23 protein-coding genes and 1 riboswitch are annotated in these 24,150 nt (G+C 65.6%); of the genes, 11 read left to right on the forward strand and 12 right to left on the reverse strand.

All coding sequences use genetic code 11. The features are described 5' to 3' along the window. Positions 1 to 38 precede the first annotated feature (38 nt). Together NF699_11255 and NF699_11260 are read right to left on the reverse strand one after the other, a co-directional pair. Positions 39 to 1,859 carry a DUF885 domain-containing protein gene (locus NF699_11255; GenBank protein ID USU03654.1) on the reverse strand — a complete coding sequence of 607 codons (1,821 nt, stop codon included), beginning with the start codon at positions 1,857 to 1,859 and terminating at the stop codon, positions 39 to 41. A gap of 52 nt (positions 1,860 to 1,911) precedes the next feature. Beyond that, positions 1,912 to 2,463: a DUF2721 domain-containing protein gene (locus NF699_11260; GenBank protein USU03655.1), complete on the reverse strand. Its 552-nt coding sequence runs from the start codon at positions 2,461 to 2,463 to the stop codon at positions 1,912 to 1,914. Between the two features lie 105 nt (positions 2,464 to 2,568). Between NF699_11260 and NF699_11265 the strand changes: the two genes are divergently transcribed. Both NF699_11265 and NF699_11270 read left to right on the forward strand, forming a co-directional pair. Next, a complete protein-coding gene (locus tag NF699_11265) occupies positions 2,569 to 3,570 on the forward strand; it encodes a beta-eliminating lyase-related protein (protein USU03656.1) in 1,002 nt (333 codons plus the stop codon). After that, complete coding sequence (locus tag NF699_11270) at positions 3,567 to 4,484, forward strand: EamA family transporter (GenBank protein ID USU03657.1); 918 nt, start codon at positions 3,567 to 3,569, stop codon at positions 4,482 to 4,484. Before NF699_11265 ends, NF699_11270 begins: the two co-directional genes overlap by 4 nt. On the opposite strand, the gene NF699_11275 is transcribed toward NF699_11270, so the two are convergent. Next, positions 4,394 to 5,212: an NAD(P)-dependent oxidoreductase gene (locus NF699_11275; GenBank protein ID USU03658.1), complete on the reverse strand. Its 819-nt coding sequence runs from the start codon at positions 5,210 to 5,212 to the stop codon at positions 4,394 to 4,396. The genes NF699_11270 and NF699_11275 overlap by 91 nt on opposite strands. A gap of 112 nt (positions 5,213 to 5,324) precedes the next feature. Beyond that, entirely contained in the window at positions 5,325 to 7,049 is a 1,725-nt protein-coding gene (locus NF699_11280; GenBank protein ID USU03659.1) for a M28 family metallopeptidase, read from the reverse strand. 132 nt (positions 7,050 to 7,181) lie between these two features. On the opposite strand from NF699_11280, the gene pepN reads away from it, so the two are divergent. Beyond that, positions 7,182 to 9,803 carry an aminopeptidase N gene (pepN, locus tag NF699_11285; protein USU03660.1) on the forward strand — a complete coding sequence of 874 codons (2,622 nt, stop codon included), beginning with the start codon at positions 7,182 to 7,184 and terminating at the stop codon, positions 9,801 to 9,803. Positions 9,804 to 9,841: 38 nt separating this feature from the next. Here pepN and NF699_11290 read toward each other — a convergent pair whose 3' ends face one another. Beyond that, positions 9,842 to 10,357, reverse strand: a complete 516-nt coding sequence (locus NF699_11290) for a ferritin-like domain-containing protein (protein ID USU03661.1) — start codon at positions 10,355 to 10,357, stop codon at positions 9,842 to 9,844. Between the two features lie 174 nt (positions 10,358 to 10,531). Between NF699_11290 and NF699_11295 the strand changes: the two genes are divergently transcribed. Genes NF699_11295 through NF699_11320 form a run of 6 tightly spaced genes read left to right on the forward strand, consistent with a single transcriptional unit; the run spans position 10,532 to position 14,626 of the window. Next, positions 10,532 to 12,022: a S41 family peptidase gene (locus NF699_11295; protein ID USU03662.1), complete on the forward strand. Its 1,491-nt coding sequence runs from the start codon at positions 10,532 to 10,534 to the stop codon at positions 12,020 to 12,022. Between the two features lie 22 nt (positions 12,023 to 12,044). Further along, complete coding sequence (locus NF699_11300) at positions 12,045 to 12,794, forward strand: sulfite exporter TauE/SafE family protein (protein ID USU03663.1); 750 nt, start codon at positions 12,045 to 12,047, stop codon at positions 12,792 to 12,794. 42 nt (positions 12,795 to 12,836) lie between these two features. Then, a complete protein-coding gene (locus NF699_11305; protein USU03664.1) occupies positions 12,837 to 13,268 on the forward strand; it encodes a pyridoxamine 5'-phosphate oxidase family protein in 432 nt (143 codons plus the stop codon). Between the two features lie 27 nt (positions 13,269 to 13,295). Then, a complete protein-coding gene (locus NF699_11310; GenBank protein USU03665.1) occupies positions 13,296 to 13,601 on the forward strand; it encodes an alkylphosphonate utilization protein in 306 nt (101 codons plus the stop codon). Further along, positions 13,602 to 14,291, forward strand: a complete 690-nt coding sequence (gene ung / locus NF699_11315) for a uracil-DNA glycosylase (protein USU03666.1) — start codon at positions 13,602 to 13,604, stop codon at positions 14,289 to 14,291. It abuts the gene before it with no gap. Between the two features lie 53 nt (positions 14,292 to 14,344). Then, the gene (locus NF699_11320) at positions 14,345 to 14,626 is read left to right on the forward strand and encodes a DUF427 domain-containing protein (GenBank protein USU03667.1); all 282 of its coding nucleotides are present in this window, start codon (positions 14,345 to 14,347) and stop codon (positions 14,624 to 14,626) included. 40 nt (positions 14,627 to 14,666) lie between these two features. Here the strand turns inward: NF699_11320 and NF699_11325 are convergent, their stop codons facing one another. Both NF699_11325 and NF699_11330 read right to left on the reverse strand, forming a co-directional pair. Further along, complete coding sequence (locus tag NF699_11325) at positions 14,667 to 15,440, reverse strand: hypothetical protein (GenBank protein USU03668.1); 774 nt, start codon at positions 15,438 to 15,440, stop codon at positions 14,667 to 14,669. A gap of 93 nt (positions 15,441 to 15,533) precedes the next feature. Next, complete coding sequence (locus NF699_11330; protein ID USU03669.1) at positions 15,534 to 16,034, reverse strand: GNAT family N-acetyltransferase; 501 nt, start codon at positions 16,032 to 16,034, stop codon at positions 15,534 to 15,536. 57 nt (positions 16,035 to 16,091) lie between these two features. Here NF699_11330 and NF699_11335 point away from each other — a divergent pair, with 57 nt between their 5' ends. Next, positions 16,092 to 16,277 carry a type II toxin-antitoxin system Phd/YefM family antitoxin gene (locus NF699_11335; protein USU03670.1) on the forward strand — a complete coding sequence of 62 codons (186 nt, stop codon included), beginning with the start codon at positions 16,092 to 16,094 and terminating at the stop codon, positions 16,275 to 16,277. Between the two features lie 20 nt (positions 16,278 to 16,297). Here NF699_11335 and NF699_11340 read toward each other — a convergent pair whose 3' ends face one another. Continuing rightward, positions 16,298 to 17,287 (reverse strand): DUF4062 domain-containing protein, encoded by a 990-nt coding sequence (locus tag NF699_11340; protein ID USU03671.1) that lies wholly within the window; start codon positions 17,285 to 17,287, stop codon positions 16,298 to 16,300. A gap of 32 nt (positions 17,288 to 17,319) precedes the next feature. Beyond that, on the reverse strand, positions 17,320 to 19,218 hold the full coding sequence (gene thiC / locus NF699_11345) for a phosphomethylpyrimidine synthase ThiC (GenBank protein ID USU03672.1): 1,899 nt from the start codon (positions 19,216 to 19,218) through the stop codon (positions 17,320 to 17,322). A gap of 36 nt (positions 19,219 to 19,254) precedes the next feature. After that, positions 19,255 to 19,401, reverse strand: a riboswitch (TPP riboswitch). A 139-nt stretch (positions 19,402 to 19,540) separates the two neighbouring features. Between thiC and NF699_11350 the strand changes: the two genes are divergently transcribed. Beyond that, positions 19,541 to 20,722: a hypothetical protein gene (locus NF699_11350; GenBank protein ID USU03673.1), complete on the forward strand. Its 1,182-nt coding sequence runs from the start codon at positions 19,541 to 19,543 to the stop codon at positions 20,720 to 20,722. Here NF699_11350 and NF699_11355 read toward each other — a convergent pair. The 3 genes from NF699_11355 to NF699_11365 all read right to left on the reverse strand — a co-directional run bounded on the left by NF699_11355 (position 20,663) and on the right by NF699_11365 (position 24,140). Then, a complete protein-coding gene (locus NF699_11355) occupies positions 20,663 to 21,649 on the reverse strand; it encodes a ferritin-like domain-containing protein (GenBank protein USU03674.1) in 987 nt (328 codons plus the stop codon). The two genes, NF699_11350 and NF699_11355, sit on opposite strands and share 60 nt — an antisense overlap. A gap of 60 nt (positions 21,650 to 21,709) precedes the next feature. Next, positions 21,710 to 22,804: a ferritin-like domain-containing protein gene (locus NF699_11360; GenBank protein USU03675.1), complete on the reverse strand. Its 1,095-nt coding sequence runs from the start codon at positions 22,802 to 22,804 to the stop codon at positions 21,710 to 21,712. Positions 22,805 to 23,027: 223 nt separating this feature from the next. Further along, entirely contained in the window at positions 23,028 to 24,140 is a 1,113-nt protein-coding gene (locus NF699_11365; GenBank protein USU03676.1) for a ferritin-like domain-containing protein, read from the reverse strand. Between the last annotated feature and the right edge of the window lie 10 nt (positions 24,141 to 24,150).

A 24,150-nucleotide genomic window follows, 5' to 3' on the forward strand; every position in this document is an offset into this window, starting at 1 on the left:
AACGGGGAGGCGAACGCCGCTCGCCCCCCTCGCACGTCTCACTTCGTCCCGGCGATCCAGCTACGCACTTTGGCTTCCAGCACCGGCATCGGCAGCGAGCCGCTATCGAGCACGGCGGCATGGAAGGCGCGCGGATCGAATGCCGCCCCCCGCTTCGCCTGCGCTTCGGATTTCAGGCGCAGGATGGTCAACTGGCCGATCTTGTACGCCAGCGCCTGCCCGGGAATTGCGATATAGCGCTCCACCTCGGCAGTGGCGTCGGTCTTCGGCATCGGCGAATTCGCCAGCATGTATGCGATCGCCTGATCCCGGCTCCAGCCCTTGGCATGGATACCGGTATCAACGACAAGCCGCATGGCGCGCAGCATCTCGTCATTGAGGCCACCCATCCGCTGATAGGGGTCGGTTTCCATGCCCAGCGGCTTCCACAGTGTCTCGGCATACAGCGCCCACCCCTCGACATAGGCGGTGTTGCCGCCGAAGCGCATGAAGGCCGGGAGCGCGGTGTTCTCCTGCGCCAGCGCGATCTGGAAATGATGTCCCGGCACTGCCTCGTGCAGGTACAGCGTCTCCATGCCCCAGGTGTAGCGACTCGGCAGGTCGTAGGTGTTGTAGTAGAAGATGCCCGGCCGCTTCCCGTCGGGTGTGCCGTCCTGATAGCTGCCGGCCGCATCGCTCTTGGCGCGGTAATCGGGGACCGGACGGATTTCGAGCGGAGTTTTCGGGATCAGCGCGAATTGTTCGCGGACGCGCGCATCGACGCGCTTGCCGATCGCCTCGTAATCACGGCGGACTTCTTCGGCGCTGCTTGGCTGGAAGCGCTTTTCGGTGCGCAAATAGTCGAAGAAGGCGGGCAGCGTTCCCTTGAAGCCGGCGGCGGTTTTTTGCGCCTCCATTTCGCGCGTGATCCGTGCGACTTCGGACAAGCCGAGTTGGTGGACAGCCTCCCCCTTCAGCGGCAGCGTCGTGCTGTTCTCGATCCGATAGTCGTATAGCGCCGCACCGCCCGGCATCGCCGACAGGCCGACGGTGGCGCGCGCCTTCGGCAGATAGTCGGTCTTGAGGAAATCGCGCATCTTGCGGTGTGCAGGCGTGATCACGTCGCGAATCTGTGCCGCGTAGGCCGCGGTCAGGCGCTGGCGATCGGCGGCCGAGATGTCGGCGGGGAACATCGTAACCGGCGCATAGAAGACCGATCCCTCGACCCCCTGCGCGATCAGATTGTCGAACTGCGCGATCATGTTCTCGACGACGAGGCGCGGGTGGACGACGCCCTTCGCCATGCCTTCACGGAAGCGGGCGATGATCCGATCGTACAGCGCGGCATAGCCGGCGTTGCGCTTCAGGTTGTTGTCGTAATCGGCGATCGTCTTGAACGGCGCGCCGCCCTTGCCGCTGGCGAAATCGGGGTAGAAGGTCTGGAAGCCACCGAAATGGTTGATCGGCAACAACCGCGTGACCGACTGGATCGACGGATCGTAACCACGCAGATTGATCGTCAGCGTGTTATGAAAAACGTCATAGGCGAGCTGGTCGACGCGGGTCAGCTTTGCCCGGTCGATAGCCTTCAGCGCGGCGAGATCGGCTTCGAGGTTGCGCTTCTCGCGCGCTGTCGCAACGTCCGTCAGGTAATCGCCGAAGCGATCCGCGTAACGCATGTCGCCACGCAGGATCGCGCTGATGGGGTCGAGCGCGAGGTCACGCTCGTCGCTGTCGTAGAACAAGCGCTTGAGGCGGGCATCTTCCGGCCCCTCTCCGGGCATTGCGACCGGCGGCGGCAGCGCCTGCCCTGATGCGGGCGTGACGATGCCCGTGATACCGGTGGTGGCGAGCAGCAGGCCCGCGAACAGATGACGCATGAACGATCCCCTTTGCGGTCTGCTTAGCAAGCCGCGGGGATTGTGCAAAAACTCAACGCGGCGCGCCGCCGGCCCGATGACCGGTCCCCTCGGCAAGATCGGGGATGTCGCGCAGTTCGTTGTCCAGTTCTCGGGTGACGAGGCGGGATTCGCGCACCACGATCAGTGCCGCTGCGATGACCAGGCCGAACCCGACCAGCGCGGCTGCGGTACCCGCCCAGGCGATCGCGGACACCCGCGGAACGATGACATCGAGCGCCCCGAACATCAATGAGGCGATCAGCAGAATCGCCGCGAACAATCCGGTCAGCAGCGCCAACCCCATCAGCCGGCAGCGGCGGCGATAGGCGACGACCTGATCGCGCAGGTTGTCGGTACGCGCCGCATCATGATCGCCGGACCGGTAATCGCCGACCGCACCGCGATAGCGATCGATCGCGCTGTCGTAGCGCTGCTGCAGGAACCCCATGAAAATCCACGCAGCGAACACGATCGAGGCATTTGGCCCAATGGCTTTCAGAACGTCGGCAAGCTGCGTCATCTCGCATCCGATGCTGGGACAGTGGCGATGCGTGAACGTCGACGGCACCACTTCGTGCCTCATGACTGATTGAGATCATTATGTTTTATCGACATGGCGTGCCCCAGGTCGACGATGAGCCGCACCTGCACCGTTGACGCTGTTCATGCGGCGCAGCAATGCGGACCGATGCGTTTCTTCTCCGACAATGCCGCACCGGTGCATCCCAGGGTCATGGCCGCGCTGGCCGAGGCCAATACGCTCGATACCGCCTATGATGGCGACGCGCGGTCGAAGGCGCTCGATGCGCGCCTGTCCGACCTGTTCGGGACGGATGTTGCCGCCCTGTGGGTCGCAACTGGAACCGCCGCAAACTGCCTTGCGCTGGCGGCGCTGTGCCCCCCGCACGGCGGCATCGTCTGCCATCGCGACGCCCATATCCAGAACGACGAGGGCGGTGCGCCCGAATTCTACACCCATGGCGCCAAGCTGTATCTGGCGGATGGCGAGGGTGCGAAGCTGACGCCCGACACGATCCGTGCGGTGATCGACGCGATCGCCAACGACGTCCACCGCGTCCAGCCCCACGCCATATCTATCACCAATGCGACCGAATATGGCCGCGTCTACACTCCGGACGAGGTCGCGGCGATCGGCGACCTGGCGCGCGAACGCGGGCTGGGTCTGCACATGGATGGCGCCCGTTTCGCCAATGCGATGGCGACGCTGGGCTGCGCGCCAGCCGAGGTGACGTGGCAGGCGGGCGTCGACGCACTCAGCTTCGGCTTCGTCAAGAACGGCGCGATGAGCGCCGAACTGCTGGTGTTCTTCAAGCCCGAACTTGCCGGCGCGACGCTGTACCGGCGCAAGCGGGCGGGGCTGCTGTTCTCCAAGGGCCGGTATCTCGCGGCGCAGGTGCTGGCGATGCTGGAGGACGACCTGTGGCTCGCCAATGCCCGCGCCGCCAACGCACGCGCGGCCGAACTGGCGACGGCGGCCGGCCCACGGCTGGTCCATCCGGTCGAGGCGAACGAAGTGTTTCTGCGCGCCACCCCCGCTGAAGCGGCAACGCTGCGGGCGCAGGGGTTCGACTTCTATGACTGGGCGGCGGGCGAGATCCGGCTGGTGACCGCGTGGGACAGCCCGGCGGAGCATGTCGCGTTGCTGGCAGCCGCGATCGCGCGATTGTGACCAACGCTCCGCCGCCACGATCGACGCGCGCGGCGATCCTCGTTCCCTTCGCTCTGGTCACGCTGATCTGGGGATCGACGTGGCTGGTGATCCGCGATCAGCTGGGCGTCGTGCCGCCCAGCTGGTCGGTCACCTATCGCTTCATCGTCGCGGGCGTCGCGATGGCGATCGTCGCGACGATGAAGGGCGAACGGTTCACACTGAATGCGCGCGGCTGGGCGTTTGCGGCGGCGATCGGCCTGCTGCAATTCTGCCTGAACTTCAACTTCGTCTACCGCGCCGAACATTACATCACGTCCGGGCTCGTTGCAGTGGTGTTCGCGATCCTGCTCGTCCCGAACGCGCTGTTTGCGCGCATATTGCTCGGCCAGCGGATGGGCAGGCAGCTGATCGCCGGATCGGCGGTGGCGATGGCAGGCATTGCCTTGCTGTTCGTGCATGAAGCCCGCACCGGGCCGGCGGGATCGGCGGCAACGCTGGCGGGGATCGGCTTCACCGGCTGTGCCATTCTCGCCGCCTCGATGGCGAATGTCCTGCAGGCGACGCCGACCGCGAGACGCTATCCGATGATGGCGACGCTGGCGGTGGCGATGCTGCTGGGTGCGGCGCTGGACGGCGCGACGGCATGGTGGCTCACCGGCCCGCCGGTGGTCGAGATGCGTGCGGCGTATTGGGCCGGCATCCTGTACCTGGGCCTTGCGGGGTCGGCCTTCGCCTTCCCGCTCTATTACAGGGTGCTGCGCGAGATCGGGCCGGCGAAGGCGGCCTATTCCAGCGTGATCGTGCCGGTAATCGCGATGCTGCTGTCGACGCTGTTCGAGGGCTATCGCTGGTCGCCGCTCGCTGGTGCGGGCGCGGCGCTGGCCGGTGTCGGACTGGTCATCGCATTGAGGGCGCGCAGGCCCAACCGGTAATCGGGATAGGCCGGGCGCCAGCCGAGCACCCGCTTCGCCTTGCCGTTCGCGACGCGCCTGTTCTCCGCGTAGAAACCGCGTGCCATCGGCGACAGCGTGTCCAGCGTGACCAGCGGCGGTGGCGGCAGGCCGATCAGCCCGGCGGCGAAGACGACGACATCGTCCTGCGAGCAGGGCCGGTCGTCGGCCAGATTGTACGCGCCTGCCGGCGCGGTCGTCGCAGAGAGTACCCCGGCGACGATGTCGTCGACATGGACGCGGCTGAACACCTGTTCTAATACGCCGACGCGATGCGCCTTGCCATGCCGCACCCGGTCGATCGGCGAACGGCCGGGCCCATAGATTCCGGGCAACCGGAACACGCGCGCGCCACGTTCCAGCCATGCCGCATCCGCCGCCGCACGCGCAGACCGACGTCCGCCACCGGTCGGCGCGCCCTCATCCACCCAAGCGCCGCCCGCATCGCCATAGACGCCGGTCGACGACAGATAACCGAGCCACTTGCCACCCAGCGCCTCGCCATAAAGGGCGAGGACCGGGTCGATATCGTCCGCCGGCGGAACGGACGACAGGATATGCGTTGCCGCCGCGATCGCCGGCAATACTGACGACGCATCGTCGAAGCGCAGGCTCCCCTCCCGCCCGTCGCGCGTGGTGCCGACGACGGGCGCGGGCCATGCAGCGGCGACCCGGATGGCCGTGTAGCCGAGCCCGAAGATCAGCAGCATGGCATTGCCTCGCCCGGGTTCCTGCGCACGCAGGGACACAGGGTCACGGACGCCGCCGCATCGCCATCCTGTGCGTGCATCCTTGCAGACGTGCTGACAGAACCGCGCATTTCTACTTCGCCATCGCACCCTTGTACGTTGTGCCGAAATAGTCGCCCTTATTCCACAACGGCCGTTCCGCGCCGTCGGCAATGCCGCGCGCAATCGCGTAATTGGTCGCGACGAAGCGCACGCCCTGATCCCACAGGATCGGCTGGGTCAGATCGTCGCCCGGCCGGTGGTAACGCTTGGCCAGGAACTCCTCGAACGGCGCCCGGCCCGCACCCTTGATACCGGGCCACAGGAACACCGACGGAATCCCCTTGCGAACGAAGTTGAAGTGGTCGGACCGGACAAAGAAGCCCTGTTCGGGCATCGGATCGGGCGACAGGCCGACACCCACCCCGTTCACCGCCCTTGCCACGATCGGCCCCAGCGTCGAACGATCCGCGCCGAATGCGATCATGTCTTCGAACGTGTAGAGCAGCACCGGCATATCGAGGTTGACGTCAGCGACGATCGTCTCGATCGGCACGGTCGGATGATTGACGAAATAGTCGGAGCCGACCAGCCCCTTCTCCTCCCCGGTCACAGCCAGGAACATCACCGTCCGCTTTGGCGGCTTGCCGCTACCGGTGAAGCGCTTCGCCTCCTCGATCAGGCTGGCGATGCCGATCGCATTGTCGAGTGCACCATTGTTGATCCGGTCACCCTCGCCCCTCGCATTGACCCCGATGTGATCCAGATGCGCCGACAGGATCACCACTTCCTTGCCGACCTTGGGATCGCTGCCCGGAACGATACCGACCACGTTGCTGCTCGCCGCCGGCGTGAAGCCGGTACGGGTCGTCACCGCCAGAGTCCCGGTCAACGGCATCGCGGTATACCGCGCGTTGTCGACCTTCGACTGTTCGACGATCGCCGCCCATGGCGTCTTGCTGCCGGCGAACAATTTGGTCGCACCTGCCTGACTCAGCGTTCCGAGCACCGGGGTCGAAGGTGCCGGGCTGGTACCGACCCCCGCAGGCGTCGCCCATGTCATGCGTGGACTGGCATACCCGGCTGCGAGCGCGGAGAACGGCCGCTGGCGTGGCCTCGCGCGTGGCGCGTCGAGCATGACGATACCGACCGCGCCGCGCGCGGCGGCCAGTTGCGCCTTCGTCGCCGCCGATCCGAAATAGGAGCGCTCCTCGCCCGCGAAGCTGGTCGGTGATCCTGAGAAGATCGCGACGATCTTGCCTCGTACATCGACACCGGCGTAATCGTCGATGCCATATTGCGGCGCGACGACGCCGCGACCGGCAAAGACGACCGGTGCCGCGACGCTGGTTTCCGCCTTGGCCGGGTTCGCGGAGGGAACGAAATCTTCTCCGAACACCAGTGCCTGCGCCGCAATCCCCGGCGCGGTCCAGCGCATTTCGCCCTTGTCCGCCGCCTTGTACAGGACGAGCGGCACCTGTTGCAGATAACCGCCCGCATCGCCCACCGGTCTCAGACCGGCGGCGTAGAATTGCGCAGCGACATATTGCGCGGCGATATCGAATTCGGGACTGCCGGCCTCACGCCCCTTCATCGCGTCCGACGCCAGAAACATGACATGTGCCTTCATCGCCGCCTGATCGGCAGGCAGCGCCTTGTTGAGCAGGGCGTTCGCCGCGGCGGGGTCCTGCGGGGTCGGAGCGGCAGGGACAATCCGGGCTGGAATTGTCCGGGTCGGAGGCGTCCGGGCAGGGGTTGTCTGGGCGGAAATGGACGTGGTGAAAAGCAGCGCGGCGAGCGCGCCGGTGATGCGGATCATGTGGGAATTTCCTGAACTACGCGATGACGATAGCGTAACAGTGCGACGGCCGCGTGCAAGACACGCCGAAGCCCGAGCGAACACGGCGGACTAATCGCTGGCAGCGGGCGTATGCGTACCTATAAAGGTACCATGCTCGACGTTTCGCAAGTCATCGCCCAGCCCGCCCACGCCCCTGCACCGGGCAGCGACGGATCGATCAGCCGGCACGACTACCGGCCGCCCGCATGGCTGGTGCCGGACACGCGGCTGGTGTTCGACCTTGATCCCGCCGCGACCCGTATCGTCGCGACGCTGTCGGTCACGCGCAACGGCATGGCGGGCGAGCCGCTGCGGCTGGATGGTGCGGGGCAGGAGCCGGTCGCGGTGCGCGTCGATGGCGCCGCGGTGAACGACTGGCGGATCGAGGGCGAACAGCTGGTGATCCCGCTTGGCGGCGATGCGCATGTCGTCGAGACCGAGGTCGTCGTCGCACCCGAACGGAACACGCAGCTGATGGGACTGTACGCCAGCGGCGGCATCCTCTGCACGCAATGCGAGGCGGAGGGATTCCGCCGCATCACCTATTTTCCCGATCGGCCCGACGTGCTCAGCCGCTATGCGGTGCGACTGATCGCGGACAAGGCGCGCTATCCGGTGCTGCTGGCGAACGGCGATCCGGTCGATGCGGGCGATCTGGACGGCGGACGCCATTGGGCTGAGTGGAACGACCCCTTCCCCAAGCCATCCTACCTGTTCGCGCTGGTCGCCGGCGACCTCGCGGTCAACCGGGGCAGCTTCACCACGCAATCGGGCCGCACGGTCGATCTCGGCATCTGGGTGCGTAGCGACGACATCGACAAGACGCACCACGCCTTGCATGCGCTCAAGCTGTCGATGGCGTGGGACGAGCGCGTCTATGGCCGGGAATACGATCTCGACGTATTCAACATCGTCGCCGTGGACGATTTTAACTTCGGCGCGATGGAAAACAAGGGGCTGAACATCTTCAACAGCCGCTACATCCTCGCCGATCCCGACACTGCAACCGATTACGACTATGACGCGATCGCCGCGGTTGTCGCGCACGAATATTTCCACAATTGGTCGGGCAACCGCATCACCTGCCGCGACTGGTTCCAGCTGAGCCTGAAGGAAGGGTTCACCGTTTACCGCGACCAGGGCTTTTCGGCGGATCAGGGATCGGCCGCGGTAAAGCGGATCGAGGACGTACGCGGCCTGCGCGCAGCACAATTCCCCGAGGATGCGGGCCCGCTGGCGCATCCGGTTCGCCCCGACAGCTATATCGAGATCAGCAACTTCTACACCGCCACCATCTACAACAAGGGGGCGGAACTGATCCGGATGATGGCGACGATCCTGGGCCCGCAGGCGTTCCGGGCGGCGACCGATCTGTACTTCACCCGCTTTGATGGTACGGCCGCGACCTGCGAGGACTTCGTCGCCTGCATGGAAGAGGCGAGCGGCCGGAACCTGTCGCAATTCCGCCTGTGGTACAGCCAGGCGGGTACGCCGCGCGTCGCCGCCAGCCTGAGCCACGAGGCAGGGGACGGCCGCGCGACTTTACGACTGGCGCAGCACGTGCCCGGTACGCCCGGCCAGCCCGACAAGCAGCCGATGGTCCTGCCACTCAGGATCAAGCTGTTCGGCGGCGAGACGGGCAAGCCCCTGATCGACGAGCAACTGGTGCTGCTCGATCAGGCGTCGGGCACGATCGTGTTCGAGGGCGTGACGGAGCGCCCGGTTCTGTCCATCAACCGTGGATTCTCGGCACCGGTGATCATCGAAAGCGATCGGAGTGCCGCCGAACTGGGGTTCCTGAGCGCACACGACGACGATCCGTTCGCGCGGTACGAGGCGATGCAGCAGCTGATGCTGGACACGCTGGTGGCTGCGACGATCGAAGGAACGCCGAACCATGCCGCGGTCGTCACCGCGGTGCGCAACACGCTTGCGGACAGCACGCTCGATCCGGCGTTCGTCGCGGAAGCGGTCCTGCTGCCGTCGGAAAGCTTCATCGGCGATCAGCTGGCGCTGGTCGATCCGGAAGCGATCTTTCGCGCACGCGAGGCGCTGCGGCGCGAATTGGGCGTACGCCTCGCCGACCAGTGGCGCGAGGCGTACGAACAGGCGCCCGCCGGGCCCTATGTCTACAGCCCGGCCGCCAAGGGCCATCGTCGCCTGCGCAACGTCGCGCTGGGCTATATCTCGGCCAGCGGCGCGAACGATGCCGCGACGATCGCGTTCCGTCAGTTCGAGGCGGCAGACAATATGACCGATCGTCAGGGCGCCCTGACGACGCTGGCCAGCAGCCACGCCGACGAGCGCGAGGCGGCACTCGACATCTTCTACAATCGCTATGCCGGCAATGGGCTGGTGATCGACAAATGGTTCCAGACGCAGGCACTGTCGTCGCGTGACGATACCGGGCAGCTGGTGGCGGAACTGGCACGGCATCCCGACTTCACTCTCGCCAACCCCAACCGGGCGCGATCCCTCGTCGGCGCGTTCGGAGCGAACCAGCGGGCGTTCAATGCCGCGGATGGTTCGGGCTACCGGCTTCTGGCCGACCAGCTCATCGCGCTCGACAAGCTCAACCCGCAAACGGCGGCGAAGCTGTTGCCGCCACTCGGACGCTGGCGTCGGTTCGACGCCGGACGGTCCGCACTGATGCGGGCGGAACTGGAGCGGATCGCAGCGACGCCGGGCCTGTCCAGGGATGTCCTGGAGCAGGCGTCGAAGAGCCTCGGGTGAGGCATCACCCCGGCACCATGCCGGGATGACGCACCATATTATGCCTGCGCCATTTCGGCCCGGGCATTCAGCTTGCTGGTGGCGAGTTGCGTCAGCTTCTCGTCGGTGGCCTTTTCCTCGTCGAGCGTCTGCTGGAGGATCTCGGCGCATTCGGTCTTGCCGAGCTGCTTCGCCCAGGTGATCAGCGTGCCGTAGCGACTGATCTCGTAGTGCTCGACCGCCTGCGCCGCCGCCGTCAGCGCCGCGTCGAGCACGGCTTTGTCGCTCACCTCGCCGGCAACCTCGTTCGCTTCCTTGATGATGCCGTCGATCGCCGGGCAAGTGACGCCCTTCGGCTGCATCCCCTCCAGTTCGAAGACGCCGCGCAGGCGCTCGATCTGCCCTTCGGTCTCGCGAAGATGCTGTTCGAAACCCTGCCGCAGCTGCACGTCTGTCGCCTTGTCGATCATCTTCGGCAGCGCCTTGGTGATCTGCTGCTCGGCATAATAGATGTCTTCGAGCTGGTGGATGTACAGGTCCTGGAACGTCGCGATGTCCTTGCTGAACAGCCCCATGGTAAAATCTCCTAATCGGGTGGGTATCGCGCAGCCAACGAGTGGCGCGGGCCCGGGTTGCCGCCAAACACCCTGATCCAGATCAGCGCGAACCGGCAGCGGCTCGATCATCGATGCCGATTGCCGCGCACGACGGCGAGGACTAGGCTCGCCGCAATGGGTGGGAGAGTGGGCGTGGCGGTACGGCGTTCGGTGACGGCTCTGGTGATCACCGCCATGTTGGCGGCCTGCGGCAGCGGGAGCGGTGGATCGACGTCGACCGCCTCGGCAGGTGGCGGCACGGCGACCGCGGGCGGAGGGACACCGACGCCGACCGTCGCCGGCTGTACGCTGCGCGAGCGGCAGGACTGGGTCGCGGCACAGGTACGCGAATGGTATCTGTTCCCCGAAACGCTCCCCGCGAGCCTCGACCCCACGCCTTATGCCAGCGTCGACACCTTCCTCGATGCGCTGACCGCGACCGCGCGGGCACAACGCAAGGATCGCTACTTCACCTATCTGACGTCGATAAAGGACGAGAACGCCTATTACGCATCGGGATCGAGCGCCGGGTTCGGCTGGCGGCTGGCACTGGACAGCGGCGCTCGCCTGTACGTCACCGAATCGTTCGAGGGCGCCCCGGCGCTCGCGGCAGGCGTCGATCGCGGTGCGGAGATACTGGCGATCGGCACCTCGGCCAGCGATCTGAAGACCGTCTCCAGCCTCTACAATGCAGGGGGCAGCGTCCTCAGCGACGCTTTGGGTCCGAATACGGCGGGTACGGCGCGCACATTCCAGCTGCGCGATGCCGGGGGCACCCGGATCGTCACGGTCACCAAGAGCGATTTCACGCTGACCCCGGTGTCCAGCCGTTATGGCGCGCAGATCATCAGCGACGCCGGCCAGCGCTATGGCTACGTCAACCTGCGCACCTTCATCGACACTGCGGACCCTGCCCTGCGTGCCGCCTTCGCGCAGTTCAGGGCGGCGGGCGTCACCAACATCATCGTCGATCTGCGCTACAACGGCGGCGGCCTCGTTCGCGTCGCCGAGCTGATGAGCAACCTGCTCGGCGCCAATCGCGCGACGTCGGAGGTGATGAGCTACACCACCTTCCGCAGCGAAAAGTCGTCGCAGAACGAAACGACGTTCTTCGCCCCGCAACCGCAATCGGTCGCACCGACGCGGGTGGCGTTCATCGGCACCGGCAGTACCGCCTCGGCGAGCGAATTCGTCATCAACGCCTTCATTACCTATCTGCGCGCCAACGCCGGGCTGATCGGTACGAATACCTACGGCAAGCCGGTCGGGCAGATCGCTCTCGACAGGGCGGCGTGCGACGACCGCCTGCGCGTGATCGCTTTCGCGCTCCAGAATGCGTCGCGGCAGGGCGCCTATTACGACGGTCTCGCCACCACGGTCGAGGCGACCTGCCGTGCGGCGGACGACCTTGGCTATCCGATGGGCGACCCGCGCGAAGCATCGACGCGGTCGGCGCTCGATTATCTGCAAGGCAAGAGCTGCACGCGGATCACCGCCTCGGCCGCCGCCACCAGCGACACCGGAGGAAGCGCGATGACGCAGGCCGCGGCGACCACCGCGTCGATGGCGGTGACGCGTCAGGCGCTGCTGCCGTCCGGCCCTGGCATGACGCCGGCGCAGCGCGAGGTGCCGGGTCTGTTCTGAACCGGTCGGGCCGACCCCCGTCATGCTGCACGATCCGCTCTTCCTGATCGTCGCCGCCACGGCGGTGATCCTCGTCGGGCTCGCCAAGGGCGGGTTGTCCGGGCTGGGCGCGCTCGGCACACCACTGCTGGCGCTCGCGGTGGCGCCGGTGCAGGCGGCCGCGATCCTGCTCCCCATCCTCGTCGTGCAGGATGCGGTGAGCGTCTGGGCGTTCCGGCGGACGTGGGACGGCTGGATCATCCGCTGGATGCTGCCTGGCGCACTGATCGGTATCCTTACCGGCTGGGCGTTCGCCGAAATACTGCCGGCGCAGGCGGTGATGGCGATGCTCGGCGCGATCACCGCCGGCTTCGGCGCATGGCGATTGTGGATCGAGCGTGGCGGTCGGGCGGTCGCCGCGTCGCGCTCGCCGGGCTGGGTCGGCACTTTGTTCGGCGTCGGCATGGGCTTCGCCAGCCAGATCGCGCATGCCGGCGGGCCACCGTTCCAGATGTGGGTGGCGCCGCGCAAGCTGCCGCACGAACGCTTCGTCGGCACCGGCGCGGTCTTGTTCGCCATCGTCAACTGGGCGAAGGTGCCGGCCTATCTGGCGCTCGGCGCCCTGGACCGCACCACGCTGATCGCATCGGCGGCCTTGTTGCCGTTGGCGATCCTCAGCACATTGGCGGGCGTCTGGGTGATCCGGAGGATGAGCCCGCAGCGCTTCTACGTGCTCGTCTACATCCTGATGGTGGTGCTGGGCGTGAAGCTGATGTGGGACGGGATCGGCTGAGCGTCTCCGCGCGTTCCCCCGCCAACCACAAGGAGCGGATGCGTGACGAAAACCCTGGCCGATTTGTCGAAGGCGATGCGCGATATCGATTTCGCGATGCTCTCCACCCACACCGACGGCGGTGCGATCGCGGCGCGCCCGATGAGCAACAACCAGCAGGTCGATTACGACGGCGACAGCTATTATTTTACGATGCAGGACACCCGCACCGTCGCGGATATCGAGCGCGATCCGCAGGTGAGCCTGAGCTTCCTCGGCAAATCCGGCATGCTGGGGATGCGGCCGTTCTTCGTGGCGGTCGAGGGCCATGCCGATCTGGTCCGCGACAAGGCGGCGTTCGAGGAGCGCTGGTCGCCCGACCTCGACCGCTGGTTCGACCGCGGCATCGACACCCCCGGCCTCGTCATTATCCACGTCCGTGCCAAGCGCGTGCATTATTGGGATGGGGAGGACGAGGGCGAGGTTTCGCTGTAGGAGCGCGCCTCCAGCAAGGGGGTTGCGATGCAGGATGACGATGCCTTCGTATACGACGAGGCGAGTGGCGAGTGGATCAGCGCGGCGGATGCGACGGCGCTCGCCCCTTCGGATTCCGCCGTCGAAGTGCGCGACGCGGTCGGCAACATATTGAGCGATGGCGATCAGGTGACGCTGATCAAGGACCTGACCGTCAAGGGCGCGGGGCAGACGCTGAAGCGGGGTACGCTGATCAGGAGCATCCGGCTGACCGGCGATGCGCAGGAGATCGACTGCAAGTTCGACGGGATCAAGGGTCTGGTGCTGCGCGCCGAGTTCGTCCGGAAGCGCTGAATGCGGCCGCGGATCGATCCGAGCTGGGACGCCCCCTTGGCCGAGGCGCTGGCGGGATTGCCCGCGGTGCACGCGTTTCTGGACGCCGAAGCGGCGGCGGGGAAACAGGTGTTTCCGGCGGCGGAGGATCGGTTCCGGGCGCTGGAGCTGACGCCGCTCGACCGGGTGCGCGTCGTGATCCTGGGGCAGGACCCGTATCATGGGCCGGGTCAGGCGCACGGCCTGAGCTTTTCGGTGCGGCCCGGCGTCAGGCCGCCGCCGAGCCTGGTCAACATCTACAAGGAGTTGCACGCCGACCTCGGCATTCCGCCGGCGCGGCACGGGTTCCTCGAGCATTGGGCGCGGCAGGGCGTGCTGTTGCTCAACACGGTGATGAGCGTCGAGGGCGGGCGCGCCGCGTCGCACCGCGACAAGGGGTGGGAGCGGTTCACCGACGCCGTTATCCGCGCAGTCGCCGCGAAGCCGGAGCCGGTCGTGTTCCTGTTGTGGGGCGCGCATGCGCAGAAGAAGGCGGGCTTTGTCCGGACGCTGGAGCAGGGCGGGCGCCATCTGGTGCTGAACGCCCCCCACCCCTCGCCGCTGTCGGCGTACAAGGGGTGGTTCGGCAGCCGGCCGTTTTCGCAGGCGAACGCGTTCATGACGGCGCATGGCGCGGCGCCGATCGACTGGACGCTGCCGGCGACGCCCTGAACGCATCCTTTCGCCTGCGCCGAAGGTTGGATCGGGCGACAGGAGACACGAACATGACCGAAGCATGGTGGAACGGGACGCGGATCGCGGCGAGCGACGATATCGTGACGGTGGAGGGCAATGCCTATTTCCCGTTGTCGGCGGTCGATGCGGCGGTGCTGAAGGACAGCGCGACGACGAGCGTCTGCCCGTGGAAGGGGACCGCGCATTATTACACGCTGGCGGTGGACGGCGCGGAGAACCGCGACGCCGCCTGGTATTATCCGACGCCCAAGGATGCCGCGAAGCAGATCGCCGGGCGGGTGGCGTTCTGGAAGGGCGTCGAGGTGCGCTGACACCCGGCGTGCTGAGTGTAAGGCGGTCAGTGTGGCATGGTCAGTGCGGCACAGTCGCGGAAGTTGGTGAAGTTGGCGGCACGTCCGCCGCGGACGCGCCCCGCATCAGATCGGCGAACGCGCGGTCGTTTGCGGTTTGCTCCGCCCGGTCGCGCGCGATCTCCGCAGCATCGGCGGCGGCATCCGCATCCTGGTCCTGTTCGTCGGGACTGACGTAGCGCGCGGGGGCATAACGGAAGAACGCGGGCGGCGGCGGCGCGCCGTCGTCGCGGGCATAGGCATCCGCCTCGACCTGCATCATCACCTTCGACAGCTGGATCGCGGCGGCATCGGGCGCGCGTTCGGCGCGGCAGGTGTCGTGCCACGCGCCGTAGCGGACCGGATCGCGATAGCGGAGCAGGAACATGGTCAGCCGCTCGTCATACTTGCGGCGCTCGCCGACCTGTTCGCCCTTGTAGAAGATCGGTTGCGCGACGCCGTGGATCGCGCGCGAATAGGCGACGTCGGACAGCCGCTGGATCGCATGGTCGAGCGCCACGTCCCAGGCGAGGCGAAAGCTCTGCGCCTCGACCCGGCGGCGCAGGTCGTAGGCGGCAGTGGTGCTGATGCCGACGCGCTTGCACGCGGCGTCGACGCAGCCGCATTCGGACAGCGCCTGGATAAAGGCGACCTGTCGCGCCGGGGTCCAGCCGTCGTGGCGGTGGCGGAGCGCCGCCGTCTCGAAAACGGCGGGATCGTAGGGCTTGGCCGCAGGCTTGTGAGCGGGTTTGTGGGCGCGCGCGCGGCGGGCGGAGCGGGGGGATGCATGGGCCATGCCCGCCGATTGGACACGGATGATCCAACATTGGGAGGGGGAATGTGGCCGCGCCGGGCATTTCCCCGCGCCGGTGTGGCGCGGGGGCATCCATCAGCGTGACGCTGGCGTGAGCGTTCGTTGCTCCAGCGGATAGCGCATCGCGACGTCGCACCGGGCATAGGCATGGCCGAAGCGCGCCATGATGTCGGCATCGTGGAGGAAGCCGGCGCGTTCGTAGAGGTGGATCGCGGCGGCGCATTTGTGGCTGGTGAGCAGGTAGAGCGTGTCGATGCCGGGCAGCTCGCGGGCGCGTTCGATCAGTGCGGCGAGCAGGATGCCGCCGGCACCGGTGCCGCGCGCGGCGGCAAGAACGCCCATCTTGGTGAGTTCGTACGCTCCCGGGGCGGTCGGCATCAGGGCTCCGGTGCCGATGATCGCGTCGTCGTGGGTGGTGGCGAAGAGGATGACGCCGCCCTTGTCGACGATCGCTTCGCGGGGGTGGGCGAGGACGTGGCGGTCGTGATCCTCGAGGACGAACATATCCTCGATCCAGGCGGCGTTGATGTGCGCGAAATGGGGGGCGAGGGTGTCGGTGTAGGGGAGGATTTGCATGGGGGTGGTGGTAGCGGGCTGGTTGACTCGGGCAAGGGATCGGGCATCTTCGCTTGCATGCGAACGATCAGCTATGCCGAGGCGAGTGCCAATCTTGACGCGCTGATGGACGAAGTAGCCACGGATTACGCACCGATCCGCATTATGGGCGAAGGTGGCAATAATGCCATACTAGTATCCGCTGACGTGTGGAAACGGATCAGCGGGGACATTATTCCTTTAGATCGCAGCCCGGCGGCATAGCTGTTTATCTATTGACGATATTAGAACGGAACATCGTCATCTAGATCATCAACAAAACCTGCTTGTACTACTTTAGTCTTTTTAACAGTAAATGTGACATAGCTGTCCAACCATTGCTCGGCCGTGAACGGCTTCAACTTCCCGTCCTCGTCGAATACGACTTTGTCCAAAGTTAGTATCTCGGTGTTTCCTCTAGATTTATCTAATCGGAACCACTCCGACTTGCCGTCGTTCGCCGTAAATTGGTCTTCCGTGTAACCGCGAGCGCCGATCCATTTCTTAAATTCTTCAAATTCGTTAAATATGAAGCGGTACGGAACATTCATTTTTTTCCGTATATCGATAAAAATTGGATGATTACTTAGTATAATGTCAGCGACAACTTCATCTCTACGATCAGCCTGCGATGCTACCACATCTAGAAGTGACCGAGCGTTCTCCAAGGACTGCTTAAGATCGTGAAATAAGCTAGCCTGTATACCGAGGGACTGCTGAGCTAACATTCTTTGAAACAGTCCGGCCCACTGTTCCCGTAAATTATCAGTTATATCAACCGAGGTTTCAAACGGCTGGATAGGATTATTGTTCTTTAACGAATAGATCTCTGATAAAAACTCGTAGATCCGAGGTTTATCTACCGAAGCCCACTTAATCTTTGCCTCACGATTGCGCTCATAGGTTTTGTATTCGTAATAAACATCACGCTCAACAAATATATATACTTGCTTTGCCTGCTCCAGAGCTACCCGCAACTCGGTTTGCGATATTGAATACGTCGAGTCGTCCGATTTACTACCAAATCGACCGCCAACAACCGAAATCAAGATATCGCAAGTTTCGATCTCTTTGTAGCAGTACCTCTCAAGGGCCTCAGCCGATCCATACGCTACTGCGCCTCTTTCATGAAGAACCGGATCATAGCCTTGCTCTCGAATAAAATGCTCAAGATCCGCACGTACGTTCTTAAGATCGAAGTAGGTGCTGCTGATAAAGATTCTAGGCCGGGCCATACTATGCCTTACAAGGTTAGAGTGACCTTATTTCACTCCGCAGCAGGTAGGTAAACCTCGCTCCCCTTCGCCTTAAAGCGTTCGCTCATTTCCGCCATGCCGGCTTCCGCATCCGCGACCGAGCCCTTGCCGTTGGCGAAGAGGGCGCGGTCGGCGTCGGCTGCGTCCGCCGCCAGGAACGTGTCCGCGGGCGAATTCTGCTTGGCGGCGAATTCGCGGACTTCGGCGGTGATCTTCATCGAGCAGAATTTGGGGCCGCACATCGAGCAGAAGTGGGCGGTCTTGGCGCCTTCGGCGGGGAGGGTCTGGTCGTGGTAATCCTCCGCCGTGTCGGGGTCGAGCGACAGGTTGAACTGGTCGCGCCAGCGGAAGTCGAAACGGGCGCGGGATAGCGCGTCGTCGCGCATCTGGGCGGCGGGGTGGCCCTTGGCGAGGTCGGCGGCGTGGGCGGCGAGCTTGTAGGTGACCACGCCGACCTTGACGTCGTCGCGGTCGGGCAGGCCGAGATGCTCCTTGGGCGTGACGTAGCAGAGCATCGCGGTGCCGTACCAACCGATCATCGCGGCGCCGATGCCGCTGGTGATGTGGTCGTAGCCCGGCGCGATGTCGGTGGTGAGCGGCCCGAGCGTGTAGAACGGGGCTTCGCCGCAGACTTCCAGCTGCTTTTCCATGTTCTGCTTGATCTTGTGCATCGGCACGTGGCCGGGGCCTTCGATCATGACCTGCACGTCCTGCGCCCAGGCGCGGTGGGTGAGTTCGCCGAGCGTGTAGAGTTCGCTGAACTGCGCTTCGTCGTTGGCGTCGGCGATCGATCCGGGGCGAAGACCGTCGCCGAGGCTGTAGGCGATGTCATACGCCTTCATGATCTCGGTGATCTCGTCGAAGCGTTCGTAGAGGAACGATTCCTTGTGATGCGCGAGGCACCATTTCGCCATGATGCTGCCGCCGCGCGATACGATTCCGGTGACGCGCTTCGCGGTCATCGGGATGTAGGGCAGGCGGACGCCGGCGTGGATCGTGAAGTAATCGACGCCCTGTTCGGCCTGTTCGATCAGGGTGTCGCGGAACACCTCCCACGTCAGATCCTCGGCGATGCCGCCGACCTTTTCGAGTGCCTGATAGATGGGGACGGTGCCGATCGGCACGGGCGAGTTGCGGATGATCCATTCGCGCGTGTCGTGGATGTTGCGGCCGGTGGAGAGGTCCATGACCGTGTCCGCGCCCCAGCGGATCGACCAGACGAGCTTGTCGACCTCTGCCGCGACGTTGCTGGCGACCGCGCTGTTGCCGATGTTGGCGTTGATCTTGACCAGGAAGTTGCGGCCGATCGCCATCGGTTCGGATTCGGGGTGGTTGACGTTGTTGGGGATGATCGCGCGGCCCCTCGCCACTTCGTCGCGGACGAATTCGGGGGTGACGTAGTCGGGGATCGACGCGCCGAAGCTTTCGCCGTCGCGCTTGTAGTCCCTCAGCATCTCGCGGCCGAGGTTCTCTCGGGTGGCGACGTACTCCATCTCGGGCGTGATGATACCGCGGCGGGCATAATGCATCTGGCTGAGGTTCATGCCGGGCTTGGCGCGCAAGGGGCGGCGGATCGGGTTGGGGAATTGGGGGACGCCGCCGGAGCGGTCGGGGCCGAGCTGGCCGTTATCCTCGGGGCGGAGTTCGCGGCCGTCGTACGCCTCGACATCGCCGCGTGCCTCGATCCACTGGCGGCGGAGCTGCGGCAGGCCGGCCATGATGTCGATGCGGGCGTTGGCGTCGGTGTAGGGACCGGAGGGGTCGTAGACGCGCAAGGGGGGTTCGCCCGACGAAGGGTCGAGGTGGATTTCGCGCATGGCGACGCCCAGCGGGCCGACGTGGACTTTCTTGGAACCGCGGATCGGTCCGGTGGTGACGCCGATTTCGGTGCGGGCTTGTACGTCGGCCATATCGTCTCTCCAAGGTACGGAGAGCGGGCGGTTCCTGGGTGAAAACCGCTCCCTCCCTCCGCCGGTGTCAACCGGATCAGGTTCAGCGGGTCGAGGGCTCCTTTAGGGTCCTATGAAAGTATTACTTTCATGGGGGCCCTGCCCTCCTCTCAAGCGTGGATCGACGCTCCCCCGGGGATGAGTGGTTGTACGCGCTTCGCACCTGACGGGAAAGCCAATTCGAGTTTGATCCGGATCGGACTCGATCCCTTGTCCACTCGCGCAGGCGATGACAGCATGCATGCGGGGCGTTTGGGGGGGGGGGGGGGGCGATATGGCACAGGTGGATAGCCGCGACGTATGGCTGCGGATTTTCGAGATCGTCAGGCCGAGCGTATCGGCGACGGTACGGCTGGTGGCGGCGATGCTGCTCGCCTATGCATTCGTCGTGGTGCTGATGAGTTCGGCGGCGCAATCCCTGGTCACCGCGCGCCTCGCCGATCACACGCCGCGGATCGACTATAGCAGTGCCTATGCCCGGCTGGAGACGGCGTACACGGCGAAGGCCGCCTTTGCGGGACAGGAAGCCAAAGCGCGCAGGCTGGAACGCGATGTCGCGACACTGAAACGGCAACGAGAACTGGCGATGAACACGTTCGAGAGCCTTGTAGAGCCGGTTCAGGCGATCGTCACATCGGGATATTGCGGGCTGGCCGCCTCAACCTCGATTCAGCCCAACACGATCGATCGGGTCATGGCGCGGATCGATCGATGCGTGGTGAACGCTGCCGTGCCCGCGGCGGATACGACCGAGGCAAGAGCGGCACTGGAGACGCGCCACAGTTTGGAGATGGCTGGCCGTACGATCCTGACGGCATGGGCCACGATGCAGGCCACGATGCCGGATGTCGATCTCGCCCGGGCAGAGGCGACGCGGCTGAATACGCTCCGTAACAGCGCGCAGGATCTGGAAATCCCGTTCGCGCCGATCATGATGCTGAGGACGCGGCCGATCCTGGGGGGTGCGCTGCTGGTGCAGTTTCCGCCGGCGCTGCTGCAGATCGTGATGGCGTTCTTTTCCGGCACGTTCGGCGCGTTGCTGCTGACGCTGGTACTGGTGGTCTATCCCAACTCGCCGTTGATGCTGAGCCGGCCCGGCGGCAATTACGGCGAGCGCATCCTGCTCGGCGGGCTGATCGCGGTGTGCGTGTATATCGTGCTGGGCGGCGGCACCGCGGTGCTGGGGACGAACAACGACTTTGCCGACGACAGCGCGAATTTCCGCGCGTTCAGCGCGATCGGGGTGCTCGCGGGCATGTTTTCCGACCGGGTCGCGCAATGGCTGTCGAAGCGGGCCGAGGTCTTCTACGGCGAGGATGGTCCAGCCGCCACCGGCAAGACCGCGCACCCCAAGGTGCAGGATAGCGGCACCCCGCCCCGACGGGAGCGAGGTGCCGGTTTCGGCTCAACTGGCGGCGGAGGTGCGGATGTTGCCCGCGATCCCCGCCGGGAAGAACCCGCCTGACGAGACGGCCGCCCGGTTGAGATAGACGATGTTGAGCACCTGTCCCGTCGAACGGCTGTAGGCGAGGCCGTTCGCATCGGCCGGCACGATGTTCGCGGTGGTCGCATCGCCGATGCCCTGATCGATGTCGGCGCCGCCATCGAGTCCATCGCGTGCGTCGGAGATCAGGCGCGCATTGGTGAAGATCGCCGGAGCGTCGATACCCTTGCGGTACAGCACCGACCGGATCAGGCCGGCGTGGTAGCTTTCGGTGGCGAGGATACCGGCCGACGCTTCCAGAAACGTCCTGTTGGTGATCAGCGGGGCTGCACCCTTGTAGGCGGACACGCCGACGTCCTCGAACAGGTAGGCGCCGAGCAGGAAGCTGATGTCGTCGGCATAGGGGTTGAACACGCCCGTCGCACCGACGACGCCGGCCGCGCGTGCCGCAGCGGTGAAGGCGCCGGTCGCATCGCCGGCGATGTTGATCGCAGGCATCGCCACGGCCGAGCCGCCCAGGACGTTGCGCAGGAAGGCGACGTGCTGCACCTCGTCGACCGCGATCTCACGCGCATATTGCGCGACGATCGGGTCCGAGAAGGGAACGGCGGCGCCGCCGGTGACGGTGCCGGTGGCGCCGACGCCGGTGGTCAGCGCGGCGGGCAGCGCCTGGCCGAATGCCGCCCAGCTGTAGAATTGCGCCTCGAGATATTCGAGGTTGAGCGCGAAGTTCAGGACGTTGGCGTCGACCGCAGACGCACTGGAGCTGGCGGTCGGCGTCGGACTGGGCGTCGCATTGCCGTCGTCGTTGTCACCGCCGCAGGCAGCGAGCAGCGCGAGACCGCCGGCGGATGCCGCGGCGCCGCCGGCGTAGCGCAGGAAGTTGCGGCGTTCGGCACGGCGATCGGCGATCGCATCGAGGACGGTGTCGGTGGGAAGGTCGGTCATCGGGTCAATCCCCAGAATACTCAAGAAACCAGAAGGCTCACGGAAAACGTCGCGGCGCGATCAGGAGGCGGTAGCCGCCCGGATCGTGCCGTTGAGCCCCGACGGGAAGAACCCGCCCGCGCTCGTCGCCGCCGCATTGAGATAGACGATGTTGAGCACCTGATTGGGGGTGCGGGTGTAGGCGATGCCGTTGGCGTCGGTCGGCACGATGTTCGACACCGGGAAGGTCGGCACCGGGGTCGCCGTCGCAGTGGGCGTGGGCGTGGGCGTGGGCGTCGGGGTCGCCGTGGCGGTCGCGGTCGGCGTCGGGGCCGGGATGACCTGACCGGGGGCGGCGGTGACCCCGGGGGCGATGCCCTGATCGATCTCCGTACCGCCGTCGAGGCTGTCGCGCGCGTCTGAAATACCGCCGGCCTGCGTGATCAGCGTCGATCCGGCGACGATACCCTTGCGGTACAATTCCGTGCGGATCGTCGCGGCGTGATACGCTTCGACCGCCAGAATGCCGGCCGCAGCCTCGACGTAGGTTTTGGTCAGCAGCGGTGCCGCACCCTTATAGGCGGTGACGCCGACATCCTCGAAGATGAACGCGCCGAGCAGGAAGCTTTCATCGTTCGCATAAGGGTTGAAGGTCTGGCCGACGGTAATGATCTTCGCAGCGACGGCGGCGGCCGAGAAGGCGCTGTTGGGACCGACCGAGATGTCGATCACCGGCTGCGCGACGGCGGTGGTGGCGCCGAGTGCGTTGCGCAGGAAGGCGACGTGCGCGAGTTCGTCGGCGGCGATTTCACGAGCGTAACGCGCGATCACCGGATCGCTGAACGGGACGGCGGCACCGCCACGCACCGCGCCGGGCGTGCCGGCACCGGTCAGCAGATTGGCGGGCAAGCCCGCGCCCGTGGTGGCATAGGCATAGAATTGCGCCTCGAGATATTCGAGGTTGAGCGCGAAGTTGAGGATGTCCGCGTCGGTGAAGGCGGTGGTCGTCTGCGCCTGCGCACGATCCGCAATCGTCAGGGCCGAAGCCCCCGCGGCGGTGACAGCCATCGCTCCGATCGCGGTCTTGAAGAAGTCGCGACGCTGTTCACGGCGTGCGACGCGGGCGTCGAGCACACCGGTCAGGGCGGCAGTGTCGATATCGGTTCGGGCGGTCATAACTCGGGTTCTCCCCATCGCGCGGACGGCTGGCGGGCCGTCCATCATGGCGGTGCCGTTCCGCATCCGACCCGATGCGTCAACCCCGCGCATACCGGAAATCGGTCGATCGGATGGCGGAAGCGATGGACGCTCCCACAAAAAATCCTCCCCCGATGCCGGAAGCATCGAAGGAGGATCGATCGTCGTCGCGCCCGGAGGGTGGCGCGGCGAAGGCCTGAGATCAACCGAGGCCGACCGTGAACGCCGGGTTGGGATTGTTGGTGCCGGCCGGGAAGAAGCCGCCACTGGTGCGGTTCGCGCCGGTCGCGTTCAGATACACGATGTTGTGCACCTGCTGCGTCGAGCGGCTGAAGGCGAGCCCGTTGACGTCGGTCGGTACGATGTTCGACACGCCAGTCGCCAGCACACCGATGTTGGTGCCGCCGATCCCCTGGTCGATATCGCCCGCCGTCGCGGTCGTACCATCCGGCGAGGCGCTGCCCGCGGTCGGCGTGGTGCCGCCCGCCAGAGTGCCCGTTGCCGTGCCGTCGGCGGCATCGCGCAGGTTCGAGATCTGCTGCGCCGCGGTGATGAGATCGCGGTTGGTGACGCCGCGCGCATACAGGATCGTACGAACGAGACCTGCGTGATACGCCTCTGCCGCCAGAATGCCCGCTGCCGCGTCGAGATACATCGCCGAGATGACCGGCGATGCGCCCTTGTACGCGGTGACGCCGACGTCTTCGAAGATATACGCGCCGAGCAGGAAGTTGGTCGGATTGAGATACGGATCGAACGTCGCCGTCGCCCCCGTGATCACGCCCGCCGCACGCGCCGCCGCCGAGAAGGCGCCATCCGCCGTACCCGAGATGTTGATCGCAGGCTGTGCCACAGCCGCCGACCCGAGCGCGGTGCGCAGGAAGTTGACGTGCGCGATCTCGTCATAGGCGATCTCGCGGGCATATTGCCCGATCAGCGGATCGCCGGTGAAGTCCACCGCGCGCGGGAAGCCCGCACCCGACCCGGTCACGACGGCGCCCTGGGTCCCGGTACCGGTCAGCGATGCCGCGGGCAGGCCCACGCCAAATGCGGCGTAGCTGTAGAATTGCGCCTCGAGATATTCGAGGTTGAGCGCAAAGTTGAGGACCGCGACATCGGTGCTGACCGCGGCCGGCGTGGGTGTAGGCGTCGGGAACGGCGTCGACATGGCGTCGTCGTCACCGCAGGCGGCGAGCATCGACAGGCCGCCGACGGCGGCGACGCCGCCGACCGCGGTCTTCATGAAGGCACGGCGCGCGTTGCGGCGGGCCGTCGTCTTTTCGATGATCTCGAGGATCGATGTTTCGTGAGTCATGGTGATCGCT

It is taken from the genome of Sphingomonadaceae bacterium OTU29LAMAA1, from assembly GCA_024072375.1.
GTDB lineage: Bacteria > Pseudomonadota > Alphaproteobacteria > Sphingomonadales > Sphingomonadaceae > Sphingomonas.